This window comes from Paenibacillus thailandensis, from assembly GCF_042685365.1.
In the GTDB taxonomy this organism is placed as follows: Bacteria; Bacillota; Bacilli; order Paenibacillales; family Paenibacillaceae; genus Paenibacillus_AP; species Paenibacillus_AP thailandensis.
Map to the genome: position 1 here is coordinate 60,257 of NZ_JBHUMY010000006.1, position 19,821 is coordinate 80,077.

The window sequence follows — 19,821 nt, forward strand, 5'->3', positions numbered from 1 at the left end:
AGCGCTTCGGGGACGGCTTATTATTTTGCCTATCGATTCCGGCTTATTTGCACAGATGCGACGGTTTCGTATTTTTTAAAAGAATTCGTGCATTTCTCTTCTACAAGTCATGCGGCGGTATTTTCTATAATTGATTTACAAATAGAACCACAAGAGGTGATCCAACCGTGAGTCGTACCGCATCCGCCGCAACGAACGCAGACGATAGCCGGACCGGTCTTGCAACCGGTTCCAAGAAACGAAGCCGCTTTTGGAGCAGATGGGAAACGCCCGGCATCGGCTATCTGTTCATTTCTCCTTGGCTGCTCGGTTTCCTGCTGTTGACGCTGTATCCCATGCTCCTGTCCTTATATTATTCGTTTACGAACTATACGCTGATGAAGCCGATCGAATGGGTCGGACTCCAAAATTATGAACGGATTTTCACGGCTGACGATAAATTCGTGAAGTCGCTTAAGGTAACGTTCCTGTATGTGCTTGGTTCGGTGCCGCTTAAACTGATTGCGGCGCTTTTGGTCGCCGTGGTGCTGGCCAAGGCCGTCAAGGGCATTTCGGCGTACCGCATTGCGATCTACTTCCCGTCGCTGATCGGCGGCAGCATCGCCGTTTCCATGCTGTGGCGAAACATTTTTGGCGTTGACGGTTCATTTAACAGCCTGCTCGGCCTGTTCGGCATCGAAGGGACCGGCTGGATCAGCAACCCGAGCACGGCGTTATGGACGCTTATCGTGCTGACCGTCTGGCAGTTCGGCTCCTCGATGGTTATTTTCCTTGCGGGATTGAAGCAAATTCCGCGCGACCTGTACGAGGCTTCGAGCGTGGACGGGGCTAACCGCTTCGTGCAGTTTTTCAAGATTACGCTGCCGATGCTGTCTCCTACGCTTTACTTTAACTTGATTATGGGCGTCATCAACGCCTTCCAGATGTTTACTTCGGCTTATGTCATTACAAACGGCGGACCGATGAATTCGACGCTTGTTTACGCCGTCTATTTATACGAGCGCGCCTTCAGCCGTTATCAGCTGGGCTACGCCTCCGCGCTGGCCTGGATCATGCTAGTCCTGATCGGCATCGTTGCCGGCTTGATCGCCTTGACTTCGAAATATTGGGTATTCTACGAAGCCGACGCCGGAAGGGGGAAACGCAAATGACTTTGCTTAGAAAAGGCGGTATTCGCCACATCGGCTTAATCGTTCTGAGCGTCATCATGATCTATCCCGTGATCTGGTGGGTCGGGGCGTCGTTAAAGTCGAACGGAGAGCTCGCTTCGGCCAACCTGTTTCCGTCCAAGCCGCTCTGGAGCAACTTCTCGGAAGGCTGGCATTCGATTCCCGGCCATCCGTTCAGCGATTTTTATATCAATACGTTCGGGCTCGAGATTGCGGTTATCGTTACGACGATCCTCTCCTGCACGATTGTGGCGTTCGGGTTCGCAAGACTTGACTTTCCGCTTAAAAATTTCTGGTTCAGCATTCTGATGCTGACGCTTATGCTGCCTGCGCAAGTGATCATCATTCCCCAGTACGCGATGTTTCACCAGTTTGGCTGGATCAACACGTATTGGCCGTTTATCGTACCGCATTTGCTTGCTTCCGGGGCGGGCGGCACCTTCTTCGTCTTTCTGCTTATCCAGTTCATTCGGGGCGTTCCCCGCGAGCTGGACGAGTCGGCGAAGATTGACGGCTGCTCCTGGTTCGGCATTTACTTAAGAATCGTGATGCCGCTTACAAAGCCGGCGATCGTGACCGTTACGATCTTCTGCTTCCTTTGGAACTGGGATGACTTCCTCGGTCATTTGTTGTATATTAATTCAGTCGATAAATATACCGTCGGTCTGGCGCTTAAGATGATCAACGATACGCAGTCCGGCGCGGAATGGGGACAAGTTCTGGCTATGTCGCTCGTCTCCATCGTACCTGCCACCATCGTGTTCGCCTTCGCGCAGAAGCAGCTCGTGGAAGGCATCGCGACAACAGGCATTAAATAAGCGCGGGCGGAGGGAGACATTTGGCTCCCTTATCGCGCGCATATAGAATGGAAGGCGAAAAAAGCAATGGTTTCTCGTTGCTTTTTTCGTCGTTCTATAGAGAAACGGAGGAGCTTATGCGCAATCCCTTTAAACGGTACCGGATCGATTATTTGTTTTTCGGCGGCTTCGGGATGCTCCTTGCCGTCATTCTCGGCTGTACGATCTGGACAACTTACGAGCTGTCGTCAAAAGAGATGGCCAAGGCCACATCCGTCAATCAGCAGAAGCTGCTCGACCAATTAAACAGCGAGATTACGTCCAGGCTGGTGACGCTGGAGCAAATCTCGCTTTCGACTTCGAGAGACAATACCCTTACCGAATTTTTGAGCAAAAACCATTCCGAGGATCCGTTCGCGCGGCTGCAACAATATAAAGAAGTGAAACAATCGCTGGCGAATCTGACCTACTCGATCCCGCTTATTCTCGGGATGGAGCTGTATATGGAAAATCCGTTCCAAGCGGAGGCGGACAGCTACATCCAGTTTCGCGACATCGGCGGCGCTTCCTCCCAAAGCTGGTACGAAGCGATTCAGAAAAACGATTTTTTATGGGCCGGCAAACAAACGATCCGTACGTCGCAAGGAGAAGCGGACGTGATCAGCTTCGTCCGGTCGGTCGAATATAACAACCGCCATTTGGGTTATCTCGTGCTGCACGCCAAAGCGTCGATGCTGGAGGATATGCTGGCCGGTCCTTCCGGGGACGGAAACCGGATGATGCTCGACGCTTCCGGAGAGCCGCTCATCTCCATCGGCGACGTGCCGGACGAGAAGCTGTGGTCGTCCTGGAAAAGCAAGCTTAGCGACAGCTCGGGCTTGCTGCGGGAGGAATGGGAGGATGGCGGGGGAGACGCCCTTATCGTTTATTCGAGGATGAAGGAGTCGGATTGGACGATGGTCGAAGTGACGCCCTGGTCGTCCATTACGCGAGGCAGCCTCCGCTTGGCGGAGACGATCGCTCTGATCGGCGTAGCGGCGATCGTCCTGACATTGCTGCTGGCGCTGCTGCTCAGCAGGCAGTTCACCTCCCCGATTCTGCGGCTGGTATCCGCCATGAAGCGGTATACGGTAACGGGAGTAAAAGAGGAGCTCCCGGAGGATTACCGCAACGAATTCGGGTATCTGTTTACGGGTTACCGCAAGCTGATGGAAAGGATCGAGGAGCTGTACCAATCGCTTGAAATCCGCCACGCCGAATTAAGGAAGGCGGAGATTGAGTCCTTGCAGGCGAACATCAATCCTCATTTTCTGTATAATACGCTTGACCAGCTGAATTGGATGGCGATCGCGAACGGCCAGCCGGAGATGAGCCGGATTCTCGAACTGATGGGCCGGATGTTCCGCATCGGCCTCTCGGGCGGGGAGAGCTTTATTACGGTCTCCGACGAGCTTAAGCATGTAGAGTATTACTTGGAAATCCAAAGACTGCGATTGGGAGACGGCTTGCATTACGAAATCGAAGCGGACGAGGAGACGCGAAAGCTTTATACGTTAAAGATGGTGCTGCAGCCGTTTGTCGAAAATGCGGTCATTCACGGATTCCATTCCACCGGCCGGGGGACCGTTTGGATTCGAATCCGCACGGAAGGCGAACGTCTGCTTGCCGAGATCGAAGACAACGGCATCGGCCTCCAAGGCGACCCGAATCTAAGGAAGAAACGGAAAACCGGCGGTTATGGGGTGCGGAACGTCAGCGAGCGGGTCCGGGCGCACTTCGGCGAGCTCTACGGGGTAGAGCTGACGAGGCGGCCGGCGGGCGGGACGAAGGCGGTCGTAACGCTGCCGGTTCAGGAGAGACGGCCGGGAACGGAAACGGAAAAGACAGCGGAAGAAAAACCGGAAGAATAAGAAACAGATTTTTTTGAAAGAATTTGTGCATCTTTCTTCTACAAACGGGGGAATCGGATTGGTACGATTAGTCATGGATTTAAGCATTCGCATTTCATACAGGGGAGATGAATGTAAATGGTTTTTTGGAAGCGCTTAGCAGGGGTGTCGACTTCGCTGTTATTGGCAGGCGCGCTTGCTGCCTGCGGCTCCGGGGGCGGCGGAGGCAATAATGTGTCGGCCGATTCGCCTACCGATGCGGCAGACGGCGGACAAGTCAAGCTTCGGATCATGTGGTGGGGAGCCGAAACGCGGCACCAGGCTACGCTTAACGCACTGGAGGAATATACGAAACTAAATCCGAACGTCACGTTCGAGCCCGAATATTCGGGTATGGAAGGCTATCTGGATAAGCTGTCCACGCAAGCCGCGGCGAACAATGCGCCCGACATTATCCAGATCGACCCGAGCTGGGTCGCCGACTGGGCGTCCCGCAGTCAACTGGCCGATTTGACGAATAGCGTCGACTTGTCTAATGTAGATGAGAAGCTGGCTAACGGCGGCAAATACGACGGCAAACAGGTTGCCATTCCGCTTGGCTCTACCGCTTACGGAATGGTATATGACAAAGCGTCATTAGAGAAAATGGGCTTGACGGCTCCTCAGAACGACTGGACTTGGGACGATTTCTTCGCTCTGGCGAAGGAGTCGAAAGGAAAGCTCGCTTCCGGTCAATATTTCACGAAGGACTACGCGGGCGACTACTTCGCTTACAGCGCTTACCAATATGCCGCCGGCAAAGGCCTTCTCGTAACGGAAGACGGCAAATTCAACATCGACAAAGACACTTTCCTGAAGTGGACGAAGCAATTCGAAGAGCTGCGCAAGGAAGGCATCGTGCCTCCCGCCGACGTCAACGCGTCGGACAAGGAGTTCGATCCGACCGGAGATTTGATGGTGAAGGGAACCGTCCTGTTCCGTCTGGGCTTCTCCAGCAACTTCGCGTCCTGGGATAGCCTGAAGCCCGGCGCCTTCGCGATGGTGAAGATGCCCCGCGGCGTGGAAGCGGGCGGCTGGTTGAAACCGTCCTTGTTCTTCGCCGTATCGCAAAGCTCCGCTCATCAGGAGGAAGCAGCGAAGTTCCTCGATTGGTTCACCAACAGCGAGGAAGCGGTTAAGATACTCGGAACGTCGCGCGGCAATCCGGTCAACAGCAAAGTGGCCGAGCAGCTGATCGGAAGCTTCAGCGAACCCGAAAAGGTCGGCATGGAAATGTACAACGCTACGGCGGTCGACGGTCAGCAATGGACGGCCGGCGCAAGCGGCTGGACCAACTGGGTCGACAAGGACTGGATTCTCGTCCGCGACGAGCTGAGCTTCGGCAAAAAGACGCCTGAAGAAGCGTTTGAAGAATTGAAGAGCACCGCGCAAGAGTACGAAAATCAATAATAATGGAATGATGCCCGGAAGGCGAGCTTTCGTCTTTCGGGCTTCTTCCCGCTCCGCAAGATGAACCGGATGGGAGCCGAAGTTTGATGGAAAGGAGAGAAGCGCGCGCATGTGGAAGATCGCCATTATCGACGACGACCGGCAAGTGCTGCAAGGGATGAAGCTGGCTATCCCGTGGGAAGAGCTGAACGCGGAATGGGCCGGCGAAGCGATGAACGGCCGCGACGGTCTGGAGATGATCCGCGCCGCCAAGCCCGATATCGTCATTACCGACATCTATATGCCCGTTATGAACGGACTCGACATGATCGAAAAGCTAAGAGGCGAAAAATTCGGCGGCCGCATTGTCATTCTAAGCGGTTATTCGGATTTCGAATACGCCCGCCAAGCGCTTCGGCTGAACGTGGCCGATTATTTGTCGAAGCCGATCAGCATACCGACGCTTAAGGACGTACTAGGGAAAGCGATCGCCGATCTCGCCGAGGAGGAAGAACGGCTGCTCAAGCAGGACGAGCTCCAGCAGCGGCTGATGCTTTACAAGCCTTTTGTCGAGAAGGAGTGGATTAAGGCGGCCGTTTCCGGCACGTTCGCGGATATGGACATGCAAGGAGATGCCGTGCCTCTTCCTTATCATTATTGGCGGCAGGCGTCCCATGCGGTCATCGGCATCGACATCGTGCGGGACCGACGCGTCGGCGGGGTATCCCTGTCCGACTTGAACCTGTTTCGCTTCGCGGTGAGAAATATCGTTTGCGAAGTGACGGAGGAGCGCTTCGCGCAGTTCGAATATACGGAGCTTCACGGCACGCATTCCGCTTTGCTGGTGCACCCCGCGCCGGATACGGAGCGCGGACTCGCGGAATCGCAGCTGGCCGAGCTCGGCTCGATCATCATTGACGCGGTAGGCAGCTGCTTGAAGCTGAATCTTCAGGTCGGAATCGGGGGGATCAAGCAGAGCTGGCGGGAGATCCCCGACTCGACCGAGGAGGCGTTCCGGGCCATCGACTGGAAGGGGCGCCGGCTCGCGCCGGGCTATGAATTGTTTGGCGTCGCGGACAGTCCGGAAGGCAAGAAGCAGGTTCATCCGATTCGACCGGTAAAGTTTTACCAGGAGCTTGCATCCGCCATGAAGTCGAGCCAGGAGACGCTCGCCCACCAGATCGTGGATCACTTTGCCGCTCAGCTGTCCGGCAGGGAGGAAGCGGCGGCGGATTATTTGCGGATGCTCGCGGGGGAAATCTGGACCATACTCGCCTACAGCATGTACGACATCGGCATGGTGCTCGACGAGATTTATCCGATCGATGCCGTGCGCCTGGAATGGGACCGTTTCACGGACGCGGAACAATGGGCAGGTTGGCTGAAGGATAAAATATCGGGCATCTGCAACAGCCGCCAATGGAGAGGTAACGGAAAGCACCGTCAGGCGGTAGACTTCATGATCCAGTACATTCACGACAACTACGCGAAGGACATCACGCTTGCGGATCTCGCCGACAAGGTGTTTATCTCTCGAAATTACTTGTCCCATATATTTAAAAATATAACGGGAGATTCGTTCAATACTTACCTGACCCGCGTTCGGATGGAGAAGGCCAAGGAGCTGCTTATGGAGCACAAGATGCTTGTCTACGAGGTTGCCGAGAAGGTCGGTTATCAGAACGTTCCCTACTTCAGCACGTTATTCAAGAAATACAGCGGCATGAACCCGACGGACCTTGTGAAGTCATAGCGGTTATTGCAAAAAAGGCAATGCAAAGACCTCGATTAGAGGGGTATGGCGTTGCCTTTTTCCCGTCGTTCCGGTTGTATCGGTTTATGTATTAGTTGAATTTAAACCTTGTTATAGCTTTTACGCTTCGTTTTGTTCTATGCAATTTTCGTTTGTATCCTCTATAAGATCTGTCATGATGAACGAGCGCCTGCCATAAAATAGTAAGGGAAAATTCGTAGCGGCGCGGGAAAAGAAACAGTCACCCTAGACGAATGTCCTGCATACACTTTAAGTGAATGATTGTATGGAGGAGGTTAAATCAATGACTATTGCAGATAAACAGCTCCAGTACAGAGAAATAATAACGAAAGCTGTCTGCGGTAAAGGTCGTAAGTTTTCCACTGTAACCCATACCGTTACGCCGCCTCATGTTCCATCCAGCATTTTGGGCGCTTGGATTATTAACCATCAATACGAGGCGGTTCGGTCGGGCGACGGAATTGAGGTTATCGGTACTTACGACATCAACATCTGGTATTCGTACAGTAAAAATTCGCAAACGGACGTAGCCAAGGAATCGGTCCACTATGTGGAGCAAATTCCTTTGTCGTATCTGGATCCGAAGCATAGAAGCGCCACCGAGGAAGTCGCGGCCGAATGCGTTCAAGAGCCGAATTGCATCGAAGCCAACACCTCTTCTAACGGCTCGGATGTCATCGTGCGGGTAGAGCGCGAATTCGCGGTCGAAATGGTCGCCGAGACGAAGGTTTGCGTTGCGGTGCTGCCAGGCGGATGCGACGGTCTGGACGGCAAGGAATTCGAGTTCGGGCTCGGCGACGGCGATTACGAGGATCTGGATCCGGAGCTTCTGGACGACGAGCTGTAAGTTGCGCCGCTCTTATCTTTAAGTTATTTTATGCCGGGGAACCGGCAAATTCGAGGGCGAGAGCCCTCTTCTTTGTTGATGGGCTTGAACGAACGCGCCCGGATTGGAAAACCCGCTATAAATGGCTGACTCAAGCGTCGATGATATCATGAAAACAGGTGACGGATATGTCGGTAACTTGGATTTGGCATGGCGATTATGAGCGGCTTGAGCGCGTGATGCCGGACAGCGGCGCGGCGGTGTCCGCGAGGCGGAAAGACGGAGATGCGGTTAAGCCTTTCGGGCATTGGAGCGAAGTGAACGCCGGGGATGCGGTTTTTGCGCTGTCCGAACACCGGCATCCGGATATGGCGAAGTTCCGGGGAGCATGGCTGCTGAACGCCGGCGCCGCGAGAGCGGCCGCCATGGACGACGAAGAACGCGGCCGCATCTGGCAGCGCGCCGGCTTGCAGTCCACCCATTGGGGTTACGTCCGGCTGTATCTGGTCAAAATCGTTCATCTCGATCCGCTTGAAATCTTGCGTCTCGATAGCGCCGGCAATCCCGTCAGCGGCATTCAACCGATCGGCAAACAAGGGCGGGGGGATAACGGAAATGACGATCCCGGCGCGTTATGGCCGTCTGATGCCGCCGTCCGCCGCGTCGTCCGTACGGCCGTTCGGGCGTTGTACGCGCTCCGGCTCGATATCGGCGAAGCCGTCGTTGCGCTGGGAGAAGACGGCCGGACATCCGTTCGCAAGGTGAGTCCGCTGACGGACGTGCAGCTTCGGCGAGCCGGCTTGCAGCGTTTCGCGCGCTGGTACGCGTCCTTGCGGAACGACGAGGGGACAGGAGCTGGGCAGCGCCGTCTGATGATCGGCGCCGACCCGGAATTTCTGCTGCTGAAGCCCGACGGGAAAGTCGCCTCGGCGGCGCGTTATTTGGGCGAAAGCACCGGGGCTGCCGCCGGAACGGACGTGCTGCGGGTTGGCCGCAGGCTGCTTTACCCCGTAGCCGAGCTCCGTCCCGAGCCGGCGGACAATCCGGCGGCGCTTGCGGCCAATGTCCGGCAGCTGCTGATGCGCGCGGCCAAACGGATCGGCGGCGGATATTCGCTTCGCTGGGCGGCGGGTGCGATGCCGGCGCGCGGCATCGGTCTGGGCGGCCATATCCATTTCAGCGGCGCTCCGCTGACGAGCCTGCTGCTGCGGCAGCTGGACAGCTACGCCGCATTTCCCCTTGCGCTCGTAGAGGACCCGGCCGGCCGGGGCAGACGTCCCCGCTACGGGTCGCTCGGCGACTTCCGCTTGCAGCCGCACGGCTTCGAGTACCGGACGCTGCCCAGCTGGCTTGTGTCGCCCGCGGCGGCCAAAGCCGCGTTTGCGCTTGCTTTGCTCTGCGCCAAGGAGACATGGTCTCTGTCGTATTTGCCGTCCGCGGAAGAACGTTACATAACCGCGTATTATGCCGGCGACCGGACGGCATTGTCCGCGTGCCTCGACGAGCTGTCCGCCGCGCTGGCCGCAACCCCGTCTTATGCGCAATACGAAGCCTATATCGAGCCGGTGCTCGAGGCCGCCCGGCGCGGCACGGTATGGAACGAAGGGGCCGATATACGCATCAAATGGCGTATTCCGCCCATGGTATGAGCTCTCCGCGGCCGGAGCGGGGAAACAGCCTTATAGCATCCTCCTTTCCCGCTTGTTATAATAATAGAATGGCGCAAGCGGAAATGGCAGAAAGCGTCCATGTCTTAAGGACGAACCGCTTCGGCGTTAGAAGATATCAACCGAGAATGGATAGGAGGGGCGGAATGGCTGGCTACACCCCGATGATACAGCAATATCTTGCGATCAAAGAGCAGGCGAAGGACGCGTTTTTGTTTTTTCGGCTCGGCGATTTTTACGAAATGTTTTTTGAGGACGCGGTTACGGCCGCGCGCGAACTGGAAATTACGCTAACCGGCAGGGACGGAGGCGGTTCGGAAAAAATTCCGATGTGCGGCGTTCCGTATCATTCGGCCGACAATTACATAGCGAAATTGGTAGATAAAGGATATAAGGTGGCGATTTGCGAGCAGGTGGAGGACCCCGGCGCGGCCAAAGGCGTCGTGCGCCGCGAGATCGTCCGGGTCATTACGCCCGGTACGGTCATGGAGACGAAGTCGCTGCCCGATAGCAGCAACAACTTTATCGTTGCGCTTGCGGCCGGCGACGGCAGCGGTTACGGGCTTGCGGCGTGCGACCTGTCGACGGGCGAGCTTTACGTCACGTCTGTTGCGGCCTCTCTTGAGGCGCTGCTCGACGAGGCCAACGTGTACCGGCCGTCGGAGCTGATAGGGCCCGCCAAGCTGCTTGAGCAGATCCGGCGGATCGCTTCGTGGAACCGGCCGGTGCTTCTGACGCCTCGCGAACATACGGCGGCGGACAAGCTGGAGGAGCAGTTCGGAAGCGGACAGCTTGCGGAGCTGTCCGCGGACAGGCTTGCGGCGGTCGGCATCTTGACGGGGTATCTGGAGGAGACGCAAAAACGGTCGCTCGGTCACGTGCGCGCCGTCCGCAGTTACGAGACCCATCAATATATGGTTCTCGACCATTATACGCGGCGCAACCTGGAGCTGACGGAAACGGTACGGGACCGCAGCAAGAAAGGCTCGCTCCTGTGGCTGCTTGACCGCACGCAGACGTCGATGGGCGCAAGGCTGCTCCGACGCTGGATCGACAAGCCGCTGCTGGACGCCGCGGCTATCGAAGCCCGGCTGGAAGCGGTGGACACGTTGTACCGCAACCTGATTTTGCGCGACGATATGCGCGCCGAGCTGAAGCAAATCTACGATCTGGAGCGTCTGGTCGGCCGGGTTGCCTTCGGCAGCGCGAACGGGCGCGATCTGAACGCGCTCAAAAGCTCGCTGGAGCGGGTGCCGCAGCTGAGTGCGCTTGCGGCGGCGTCCGGCTCGGCCACGATGGAAAGGCTGGTCGCCGGCGTGGACGGCTGCGCCGATCTGGCGGAGGCGATCGCTACCGTCATCGTGGACGAGCCCCCCGTATCGATCCGCGAAGGCGGCTTGATCCGCAGCGGCTACGACTCTTATCTGGACCAGCTGCGGGAAGCGAGCACGAACGGGAAAAAATGGCTGGCCGAGCTCGAGCGCAAGGAGCGGGAGGCGACGGGGATCAAGTCGCTGAAGATCGGTTACAACAAAGTGTTCGGCTATTATCTGGAAGTGACGAAGGCGAATCTGCACATGCTTCCCGAAGGCCGCTACGAGCGGAAGCAGACGCTGGCCAGCGCCGAGCGTTTCGTAACGCCGGAGCTGAAAGAGAAAGAACGGCTCATTCTCGAAGCGGAAGAGAAGATGGTCGATATCGAATACGAGAAATTCGTCGAGCTTCGGGAGTATATCGCCGGGCATTTGCATCGGCTGCAGAAGCTGGCCGAGACGATTGCCGAGCTTGACGTGTACCAGTCGCTCGCGCTCGTCAGCGCCGAACGCCGGTACGTACGGCCGTCCGTCAGCGGCGGGTACGACCTGCACATACAGGACGGCCGCCATCCGGTCGTGGAAGCGGTCATGGACGGAACGCCGTTTATCGCGAACGGCGCCTCGCTAACGAAAGACGGCCGTTCCATGCTGCTCATCACCGGTCCGAACATGGCCGGCAAAAGCACGTATATGCGCCAGGTGGCGCTTATCGTCATCATGGCGCAGATCGGCTGCTTCGTCCCGGCCAAATCGGCGGAGATTCCGCTGGTGGACCGGATCTTCACCCGGATCGGGGCGGCGGACGACTTGATCGGCGGCCAAAGCACGTTTATGGTCGAAATGAAGGACATTCAGCTTATGACGGAGCGGGCGACGCGGAACAGCCTGGTCATTATCGACGAGCTTGGACGCGGCACCTCGACGTCCGAAGGCATGGCGATCGCGCAGGCGGTTATCGAGCATGTGCATCATCACATCGGCTGCAAAGCGCTGGTGTCCACCCACTTCCACGAGCTGTCGCATTTGGAGGAGTCGCTCCCGTCGCTGGCGAACGTCTGCATGGCGGTGGAGGAAAGCGGGGACAACGTCACGTTCCTCCGCAAGCTTATTCCGGGTGCGGCGAGCACAAGCTACGGCATTTATTGCGCGCGTCTCGCCGGCCTGCCGGATTCGGTAATCGGACGGGCTTACGAGCTGCTCGAGGGACTGGAACAATCCGCAAACGCGCTGCAGAAGCCGGGAAGCGCCGCGCCGCAAGACGCGCGCTCCGGCGAAGTCTCCGGGGAACCGGCCGCCCGCGAAAGCGCGGCATCCGCCGCGGTCCGGGAGAGCTCGGCGCCTAGCGGCTCGGCGGACCGGCAGGCGGATTCTGCCGGCTATACGTTGTACGCCCCGATCGACGCGGAGCGCGAAGCGGCCGCGTCGGCGGCGATGGAAGAGCCGGCCGTTCCGGTTCAATTGTCCATCTTCGACGATCCCGCGCCGAAGCCGTCGCCGGCCGCAGCCGCATCGTCGCCGGCGCTTGTCCAAGCGCTGCGCAAGGCGGAGATGAAGGCCGAAAGGCTGAGCGGCCAGCTTGCGGCGCTGCGCGACCTGGATTTGTTCAATATGACGCCGCTTGAAGCGATGCAATGGTTGAACGAAATGAAACGCACGTTAAAAGATCTATAAAGGTTTAAGGCTTGAATCGGCGATAGGCGATAAATGCTCTGTCGAAGGAAGCGCGGTCGATCGGACTCAAACGTTGCAAAGCGAATTCGCTTTGCAGGCAGCAGGCCGTTTTTATCGCCTCACCGAATTCATTCGTTTTTCCGGCCGCCTTGGAAATTATACATTCCATTGAGGTCAAGTAGCTTGGAAGGGAGGCTTTTGTCTATGGGAAACATTCGGGTACTGGACGATCAGCTGGCGAACCAGATCGCCGCCGGCGAGGTGGTCGAACGTCCGTCTTCGGTCGTCAAGGAGCTTGTGGAAAACGCCATCGACGCGGGCAGCACCGCGATCGATATCGCGATCGAGGAGGGCGGTCTGACGCTGATCCGGGTGACCGACAACGGCTCGGGGATCGATCCGGACGACATCGAAACGGCCTTCCAACGTCACGCAACGAGCAAAATAAGCTCGGCCAGCGATTTGTTCCGCATCGCGAGCCTAGGCTTCCGCGGCGAAGCGCTGCCGAGCATCGCGGCCGTGTCGCGCCTTACGGCCGTCTCTTCTCCGGAGACGACGGGGCTGGGCCGGCGGCTTGCCATCGAAGGCGGCGCGGTAACGGCGAACGAGCCGGCAAATTGTCCGCAAGGGACGGATATGACGGTGAAGGATTTGTTTTACAATACGCCCGCCCGCTTGAAATATATGAAGTCCATTCAGACGGAATTGGGACATATTTCCGATTATGTAAACCGGATCGCGTTGGCCCATCCGGGCATCGCCTTTACGCTGACGCATAACGGCAACAGCTTGCTGCGGACGCTCGGGACGGGAGACCGGCTTCAGGTAATTGCGGCCGTATACGGCTCGAGCGCGGCCAAATCGATGCTGTCCGTCGAGGCCGAAAACGCCGATTTCGAGCTGCGCGGCTTTATTTCCAAACCGGAGCTGACGCGTGCCAACCGGAACGGCATGACGACGATCGTAAACGGCCGCTACATCCGGAGCTATGCGCTGAACCAGGCGATCGTTCAGGCGTATCATACGCTGCTGCCGATCAACCGGTTTCCGCTCGTCGTGCTGGAAGTAGGCATGCATCCGAGCCTGCTGGACGTTAACGTTCATCCGTCGAAGATGGAGGTCCGGTTCAGCAAGGAGGCGGAGCTGAAGGAGCTTGTCGAGAAAGCCGTCCGCGAGGCGCTCCGCAGCGAGCGTTATATTCCCGGGCCCGAATCGGTCTCCAAGCCGCAGCGTTCGGGTCCGGTTTACGTGCAGGAAGCGATCGCCTTCCATCGGCCGCCGAATTTCGACACGACCGATTCGCCGTCTTTCGCATCTTCAGGCGACGAATCGACTTCTTTCGCCATCGGGTCGAATAGTGCGCCTTCAGGCGGCGGGCGGGCGGGGTCTCCTTCCGCTCCGGCCGCAAACGGCATCTCAGGCGGGGCGGCGGAAGGCAAGCGGGCGTTCGGCGGCGGCTCGCCGCAGACGTTCCGGAACGGCATGAGCCGCAGCGAGCCGTACGTGCCGAAGGATGCGACCGAAAGGCTGTACGCCCCGCCGCGGGGCGTGGCGAGCCGCCGAGACGATTTCTCGGCTTCATCGCCGGATTATGCGGCGGAGCGCGGTCCGGGGCTTCAAGAAGCTGCCCGCGAGACTGCGGCGGCCTATGACGCGGCCGTTTCCGAAGCGGCGTCTGCGGTTGAAGCCGCAAGCGGAACGAAAGCGCCGGCGGCGGAAGCGGCGGCAGCCGCGGGGCGCGGCGATTATGGTTTCGACGAAGGCGGAACGGCCGCGAGCGCCGATTCCGCGTCCGATATGCGGAAGGAAGGAACGGGGCGCGTAGAAATACGGAGCGATGCCGCCGATGCCGGCTTTGTGCCGAAGCGTCCCTGGACTCCGGACGCGGGCCAAGACGCGGCCAAGACGTCGGCCGCTTTTCCCGAACTGACTTGGATCGGGCAGATGCACGGCACCTACATGATCGCGCAATCCGAGGACGGGCTTTATTTGATCGACCAGCACGCCGCTCACGAAAGAATCAACTATGAATACTATTTTCATAAATTTGGAAACCCTATAGCTGCAAGCCAGCAGCTTCTCATCCCGCTGACGCTGGAATTGACGGCCGGTGAGGCGGCGCAATTGCAGGACAGGCTTCATTTGTTCCGCGAAGCGGGCGTCGAGGTCGAAGCGTTCGGGCCGCAAACGTTTCTGGTCCGGGCTTATCCGGAATGGTTCCCGAAAGGCGAGGAGCAGGCGATCGTCGAGGAGATGGCGGAGCTGATCATTGCCGAGCGCAAATCGATCGACATTGCGCGGCTGCGGGAGAAGGCGGCCATCATGTGTTCCTGCAAGGCGTCGATTAAAGCGAACGACCGCAAGACAAGAGAAGAGGGCGAGGCGCTCATCGCCCGCCTTGCGGCGTGCGAACAGCCTTATACTTGTCCGCACGGCCGCCCGATTATCGTTCATATATCCAATTATCAGCTGGAAAAAATGTTTAAGCGGGTGATGTCATGATCGTAACGACGTCGGACCGCCCGAAGCCGGAGGCGCTGTCCAAAGCGGCCGCCCTGGCGAAGGAGTTGTCGGCGCGGCTCGCGCCGCGCAACAATCGGACGCTGGGCAAACTGTCCGAACAGCTGCGGGACGACAAGCTGATGGTCGTAACCGACCGCGAGCTGCGGTATTATTACGCGGGCCCGAAGAATGCCCCGCTTTATTTTCACCCGAGCATGGCTTATGTCCGCGTGAAACGGCTGCGCGCCGGCGAGTCCGATCCGCTTGTCGCCGTGTCCCGCTGCGTGCCCGGGGATTCCGTACTGGATTGCACGGCCGGGCTTGGCGCTGACGCGCTCGTATTCTCGTATGCGGTCGGTCCGGGCGGCTCGGTGACGGCGCTGGAAAGCCAGCTGCCGCTTTACGTCGTCGTCCGCGAAGGGCTTGCGACATACAAGTCGGACCTTGCCGACGCGGACGAAGCGATGCGCCGAATCCGGATGGTGAACGCAAGCCATTTGGATTATTTGCGGCGGCAGCCCGACCGCAGCGTCGACATCGTCTATTTCGACCCGATGTTTCGCGAGCCCATTCACGAATCGAGCGCCCTCGAGCCGCTGCGCGGGCTCGCGAACGAAGACGCGCTTTCGCCCGAGGCGGTAGCCCACGCCGTTCGCGTCGCGCGAAAAAGCGTCGTCATGAAGGAACACAAGGATAGCGGCGAGTTCGAGCGCCTCGGGTTTGAACGGCGCCATGCGAACACGTCGAAAATAGCTTATGGAGTGATTGATGTTGACGGCAACAACTAGCAAGGCGGAGTCCGCGGCACGTCCCGGCGAAGCCAAGCCGCCGCTGCTTGTATTGGTCGGCCCGACGGCCGTCGGCAAGACGAAGCTGAGCATCGAGCTGGCCAAAGCATGGAACGCGGAAATCATTAGCGGCGATTCGATGCAAGTATACCGCGGAATGGATATCGGCACGGCCAAAATAACGCCGGAAGAGCAGCAAGGCATCCCGCATCACCTGATCGACATATGCGATCCGGATACGCCGTTTTCGGTCGCGGATTTTCAGGAGCGCTGCAACGAAGCGATCGCCGGCATCCATGCCAGGGGCAAACTGCCGTTTATCGTCGGCGGGACGGGGCTGTACGTCGAATCGGTCTGCTACGGCTACGAATTCGCGGATTACGGATCCGACGAGGCGTTTCGCGAGGAGCAGCACCGCTACGCCGAACAATACGGCGCGGAGGCGCTTCACAGGCGGCTTGCGGAAGTCGATCCGGCTTCGGCGGAGAAGCTTCATCCGAACGACCGGAGGCGGATTATCCGCGCGCTCGAGGTTTACCATTTGACCGGGGAGACGTTGTCCTCCCAGACGGCGAAGCAGCGCAAAGTGTCTCCTTACGAGCTGTGCATCATCGGCTTGACGATGGAGCGGGAGGAGCTTTATCGAAGAATCGAGCGGCGGGTCGACCTGATGATGGAGCAGGGGCTCGTCGATGAGGTCAGGCGGCTGATTAACGGCGGAACGCCTCCGCATGCGGTCGCCATGCAAGGGCTCGGCTACAAGGAGATCGCCTCCTACCTGAGAGGCGAGTGCACGCTGGAGGCGGCCGTGGAGCTGCTGAAGCGGGATACGCGCAGGTTTGCCAAACGGCAGCTTTCCTGGTTCAGGCATATGAGTGACATTCATTGGATTGACGCTGGAGCAAATTTTAACAACAATTTGGCGGCGATCCATGGTATAATAGAAGGAAAGTTTCAAGTCCATCTTGAATATACTTCTAATCAATCTTTTTTAGACGGGGGTAACGTCCAATGAATAAATCCATTAATATTCAAGATACGTTCTTGAACCAGTTGCGTAAAGATAGCATTCCGGTTACCGTGTTTCTGATGAACGGGTTTCAAATTCGCGGCACGATCAAGGCCTTTGATAATTTCACAATCATTATCGACAGCGACGGTCGTCAACAAATGGTTTACAAGCACGCCATTTCGACGTTTACCCCGCAACGCAACGTATCGCTTGTTCAAGACAACAATAACCAATCGGAAGGTTAATGGGGACTGAAACTTTCTGCTCTGCCGAGCGTTTAATTTAAATAGCGGTATGCAAAGGGCAACCCGCATTCGTGGGTTGTTCTTGCATTTCCGGGGCAAATTACAACAAGACAGGCTTAACGGCTGGCGTTGTGTTACAGGAGGGGAGCTATACATGGTTGCAGATAAACCAGGCAGTAGAAGCAATAGCAGAAACACCGGCAAGAAGAAAAAGAAACGATCGCCGAGGAAATGGTTTTTCGGTTTGTTTTTTACGGTCGTTATCGCGATTATATGCGGGATTATCGGTTACTTGCTCATCATTTTGAACGGGGAACGCATCTTGTCCGAGAATGCGGAGAAGTTCGTCATCGGCGAGCCGTCCGTCATTTATGACGCCAACGGCGTTGAGGTCGCCCAGCTAGTCGACCAGCAGAACAACCGCGACAGCGCGGATTATTCGGAGATTCCGAAGCAGCTGATCGAGGCGGTCGTCGCGACGGAGGACCAGCGGTTTTACGAGCATTCCGGGATCGACCTGTGGGCGATCGGCCGGGCGCTCGTCAAAGACGTTATCGCCCGCAGCGCCGTCGAAGGCGGTTCTACCATTACGCAGCAGCTGGCGAAAAATATGTTTTTGACTTCCGACAAGACGTTTTTCCGGAAGGCGACCGAAGCTTCCATCGCGGTTGCGCTCGAGAACAAAATGTCGAAGGAAGAAATCATTACGATGTACTTGAACCGGATTTATATGGGGAAAGGCGTCTACGGCGTGAAGGCGGCCGCAAAGCTGTATTTCGACAAAGACCTTCAAGATTTGGAGCTGTGGGAAATGGCGACGCTGGCCGGCATGCCGAAGGCGCCGAGCCGGTACAACCCGCTTAGCAATCCGGAGCTTTCGAAGGAGCGCCGCGGCGTCGTGCTGCAGCTGATGTACGATCAAGGCCTCATTACGCAAAGCGAGATGGAAGAAGCGAAGGCGGTAGACTATGTTGCGCCCGACAATATCGAAGAGACCGACAATAACGCTTATCCCGCCTTTATCGATTATGTCGTGGACGAGGCGCTCAAAGTGATGCCGGACATTACGGAAGACGAGCTGCGCATCGGCGGCTACTCGATTTATACGACGCTGAACCAGCAGGCGCAAAAAGCCGTCGAAGAAGAGTTCGCGGACGATTCCAACTTCGAGAGCAGCGTCGACGACCAGAAGGTTCAAGGCGCGATGGTTATTATGGATCATAGCGACGGCGCCATTCAGGCGATTGCCGGCGGCCGCGATTACGTGCGCAAAGGGTTGAACCGCGCTCAAGTGCAGCGCCAGCCGGGTTCGGCGTTCAAGCCGATCGTTTCGTACGGGCCTGCGCTGGAATCGGGAGATTATACCCCGTCGACCGTGCTCGAGAACGATCAAAGATGCTTCGGTTCCTATTGTCCGAAAGACGCGCACGGGGCGACGCCGGTCACGATGCTGAAGGCCGTCGAGGAATCGCGCAACTTGCCGGCGGTATGGATGCTGAACCAAATCGGCTTGTCGACCGGGATGAAGTTCGCCGAGAAGCTCGGATTCGAATTTGAGGATCAGGACAAAAACTTGACCATCGCGCTTGGCGGCATGACGAAAGGAGTTACGCCGCTGCAGATGGCAACGGCGTACAGCGCTTTTGCGAACGACGGCGTCTCCGTTGAAGCGCACGCGATCGTCAAAATCGAAAACCGCGCCAAAAACGCGGTCTATAAATTTAAAGGCTCCAAGGGCGAGCGGGTCATGAAGGAATCTACCGCAAGCTACATGACGGAAATGCTGCAGGCCGTCGTGCAGTCGGGAACGGGCAAAAAAGCGGCGATGAACAGACCGGTCGCCGGCAAAACCGGGACGACGCAGCACGGGCTTCAAGGCTTTGATTCCAGCGCCAACCGCGACGTATGGTTTGTCGGCTACACGCCGCAATGGACGGCGGCGGTATGGATGGGATACGACAAAACCGACGAGCAGCACGTGTTGAAAAATAGCAGCGGCCAAGCGGCCGCCATGTTCTCCAAAGTGATGACGAAAGCGATGGAAGGGATGGAGAAGGGAAGCTTCAGCCAAGCGCCGTCGACCCCGGAGCCGACTCCGACCCCAACGAAGCTTGCGGAGGTAAACGGCTTTACGGCGAACTTCTTGCCGGAGGAAATGAAGGTACAGCTGTCCTGGAACGCCGCCCCCGGCGAAGGGATAACGTACCAGATTTTCCGGAAGGAAGCGGAAGCCGCGTCGTTTGAGCCGTTCCTTGATTCGGTGTCGGGAACGACGGCGGAAGACATCAACATTTCGCTGGGCATGACTTATCAATATTACGTCGTCGCTTACGACCCGGCCACGAACAGCACGAGCGATCCTTCGGCCACCGTCACGGTCGAAATACCGGAAGCGGAGCTCGAATTCCCCGAAGTGACGCCGGAACCGACTCCGACGCCGGGAGATACGGTCGAGCCGGAAATTCCTCCGGTCGTGACCGAGCCGCCGGTCGAAACGCCTGTCGAGACGCCGGGAGAAGGCACCGAGACGCCGCCGCCAGGCACCGATTCCGAAGAACAACCGGATCAGGGTGATGCCGATAACGGCAGCGATCCGGCTGCAGGCTCCGAGATCGGCGTCGGCGAAGGAGACGGAATCGGCATCGATACGAATCAAGGCGTCGCCGTTCCGTAAACGGGAAGGCTTCGATTCATAATAATAAACGACAAAGCGCCGCCCGATGCTCGGGGCGGCGTT

At 57.6% G+C, this 19,821-nt stretch carries 13 protein-coding genes; all 13 read left to right on the forward strand.

Features of this window, described 5'->3' with window-relative positions; all coding sequences use genetic code 11:
- The first annotated feature begins 167 nt into the window (after window positions 1-167).
- Window positions 168-1,151, forward strand: a complete 984-nt coding sequence (locus ACFSW5_RS05200) for a carbohydrate ABC transporter permease (RefSeq protein WP_379270351.1) — start codon at window positions 168-170, stop codon at window positions 1,149-1,151.
- Complete coding sequence (locus ACFSW5_RS05205; RefSeq protein WP_379270352.1) at window positions 1,148-1,987, forward strand: carbohydrate ABC transporter permease; 840 nt, start codon at window positions 1,148-1,150, stop codon at window positions 1,985-1,987. Before ACFSW5_RS05200 ends, ACFSW5_RS05205 begins: the two co-directional genes overlap by 4 nt.
- Before the next feature lie 116 nt (window positions 1,988-2,103).
- Window positions 2,104-3,876 carry a sensor histidine kinase gene (locus ACFSW5_RS05210; RefSeq protein WP_379270353.1) on the forward strand — a complete coding sequence of 591 codons (1,773 nt, stop codon included), beginning with the start codon at window positions 2,104-2,106 and terminating at the stop codon, window positions 3,874-3,876.
- Between the two features lie 117 nt (window positions 3,877-3,993).
- Window positions 3,994-5,304, forward strand: a complete 1,311-nt coding sequence (locus tag ACFSW5_RS05215) for an ABC transporter substrate-binding protein (RefSeq protein ID WP_379270354.1) — start codon at window positions 3,994-3,996, stop codon at window positions 5,302-5,304.
- Between the two features lie 109 nt (window positions 5,305-5,413).
- On the forward strand, window positions 5,414-7,036 hold the full coding sequence (locus ACFSW5_RS05220; RefSeq protein WP_379270355.1) for a response regulator: 1,623 nt from the start codon (window positions 5,414-5,416) through the stop codon (window positions 7,034-7,036).
- A 304-nt stretch (window positions 7,037-7,340) separates the two neighbouring features.
- Complete coding sequence (locus ACFSW5_RS05225) at window positions 7,341-7,904, forward strand: outer spore coat protein CotE (protein WP_379270356.1); 564 nt, start codon at window positions 7,341-7,343, stop codon at window positions 7,902-7,904.
- A 167-nt stretch (window positions 7,905-8,071) separates the two neighbouring features.
- A complete protein-coding gene (locus tag ACFSW5_RS05230) occupies window positions 8,072-9,532 on the forward strand; it encodes a putative amidoligase domain-containing protein (protein ID WP_379270357.1) in 1,461 nt (486 codons plus the stop codon).
- A 164-nt stretch (window positions 9,533-9,696) separates the two neighbouring features.
- Window positions 9,697-12,537 carry a DNA mismatch repair protein MutS gene (gene mutS, locus ACFSW5_RS05235; protein ID WP_379270358.1) on the forward strand — a complete coding sequence of 947 codons (2,841 nt, stop codon included), beginning with the start codon at window positions 9,697-9,699 and terminating at the stop codon, window positions 12,535-12,537.
- A 204-nt stretch (window positions 12,538-12,741) separates the two neighbouring features.
- The gene (gene mutL / locus ACFSW5_RS05240; RefSeq protein ID WP_379270359.1) at window positions 12,742-15,039 is read left to right on the forward strand and encodes a DNA mismatch repair endonuclease MutL; all 2,298 of its coding nucleotides are present in this window, start codon (window positions 12,742-12,744) and stop codon (window positions 15,037-15,039) included.
- Window positions 15,036-15,827, forward strand: a complete 792-nt coding sequence (locus ACFSW5_RS05245; protein ID WP_379270360.1) for a class I SAM-dependent methyltransferase — start codon at window positions 15,036-15,038, stop codon at window positions 15,825-15,827. Before mutL ends, ACFSW5_RS05245 begins: the two co-directional genes overlap by 4 nt.
- Window positions 15,811-16,842, forward strand: coding sequence for a tRNA (adenosine(37)-N6)-dimethylallyltransferase MiaA (gene miaA, locus ACFSW5_RS05250; RefSeq protein WP_379270361.1), 1,032 nt, complete (start codon window positions 15,811-15,813; stop codon window positions 16,840-16,842). The genes ACFSW5_RS05245 and miaA overlap by 17 nt, the downstream gene beginning before the upstream one ends.
- Window positions 16,839-17,084 carry an RNA chaperone Hfq gene (hfq, locus tag ACFSW5_RS05255; protein ID WP_379270362.1) on the forward strand — a complete coding sequence of 82 codons (246 nt, stop codon included), beginning with the start codon at window positions 16,839-16,841 and terminating at the stop codon, window positions 17,082-17,084. Before miaA ends, hfq begins: the two co-directional genes overlap by 4 nt.
- A gap of 154 nt (window positions 17,085-17,238) precedes the next feature.
- Window positions 17,239-19,758, forward strand: a complete 2,520-nt coding sequence (locus ACFSW5_RS05260) for a PBP1A family penicillin-binding protein (RefSeq protein ID WP_379270363.1) — start codon at window positions 17,239-17,241, stop codon at window positions 19,756-19,758.
- Window positions 19,759-19,821 lie beyond the last annotated feature (63 nt).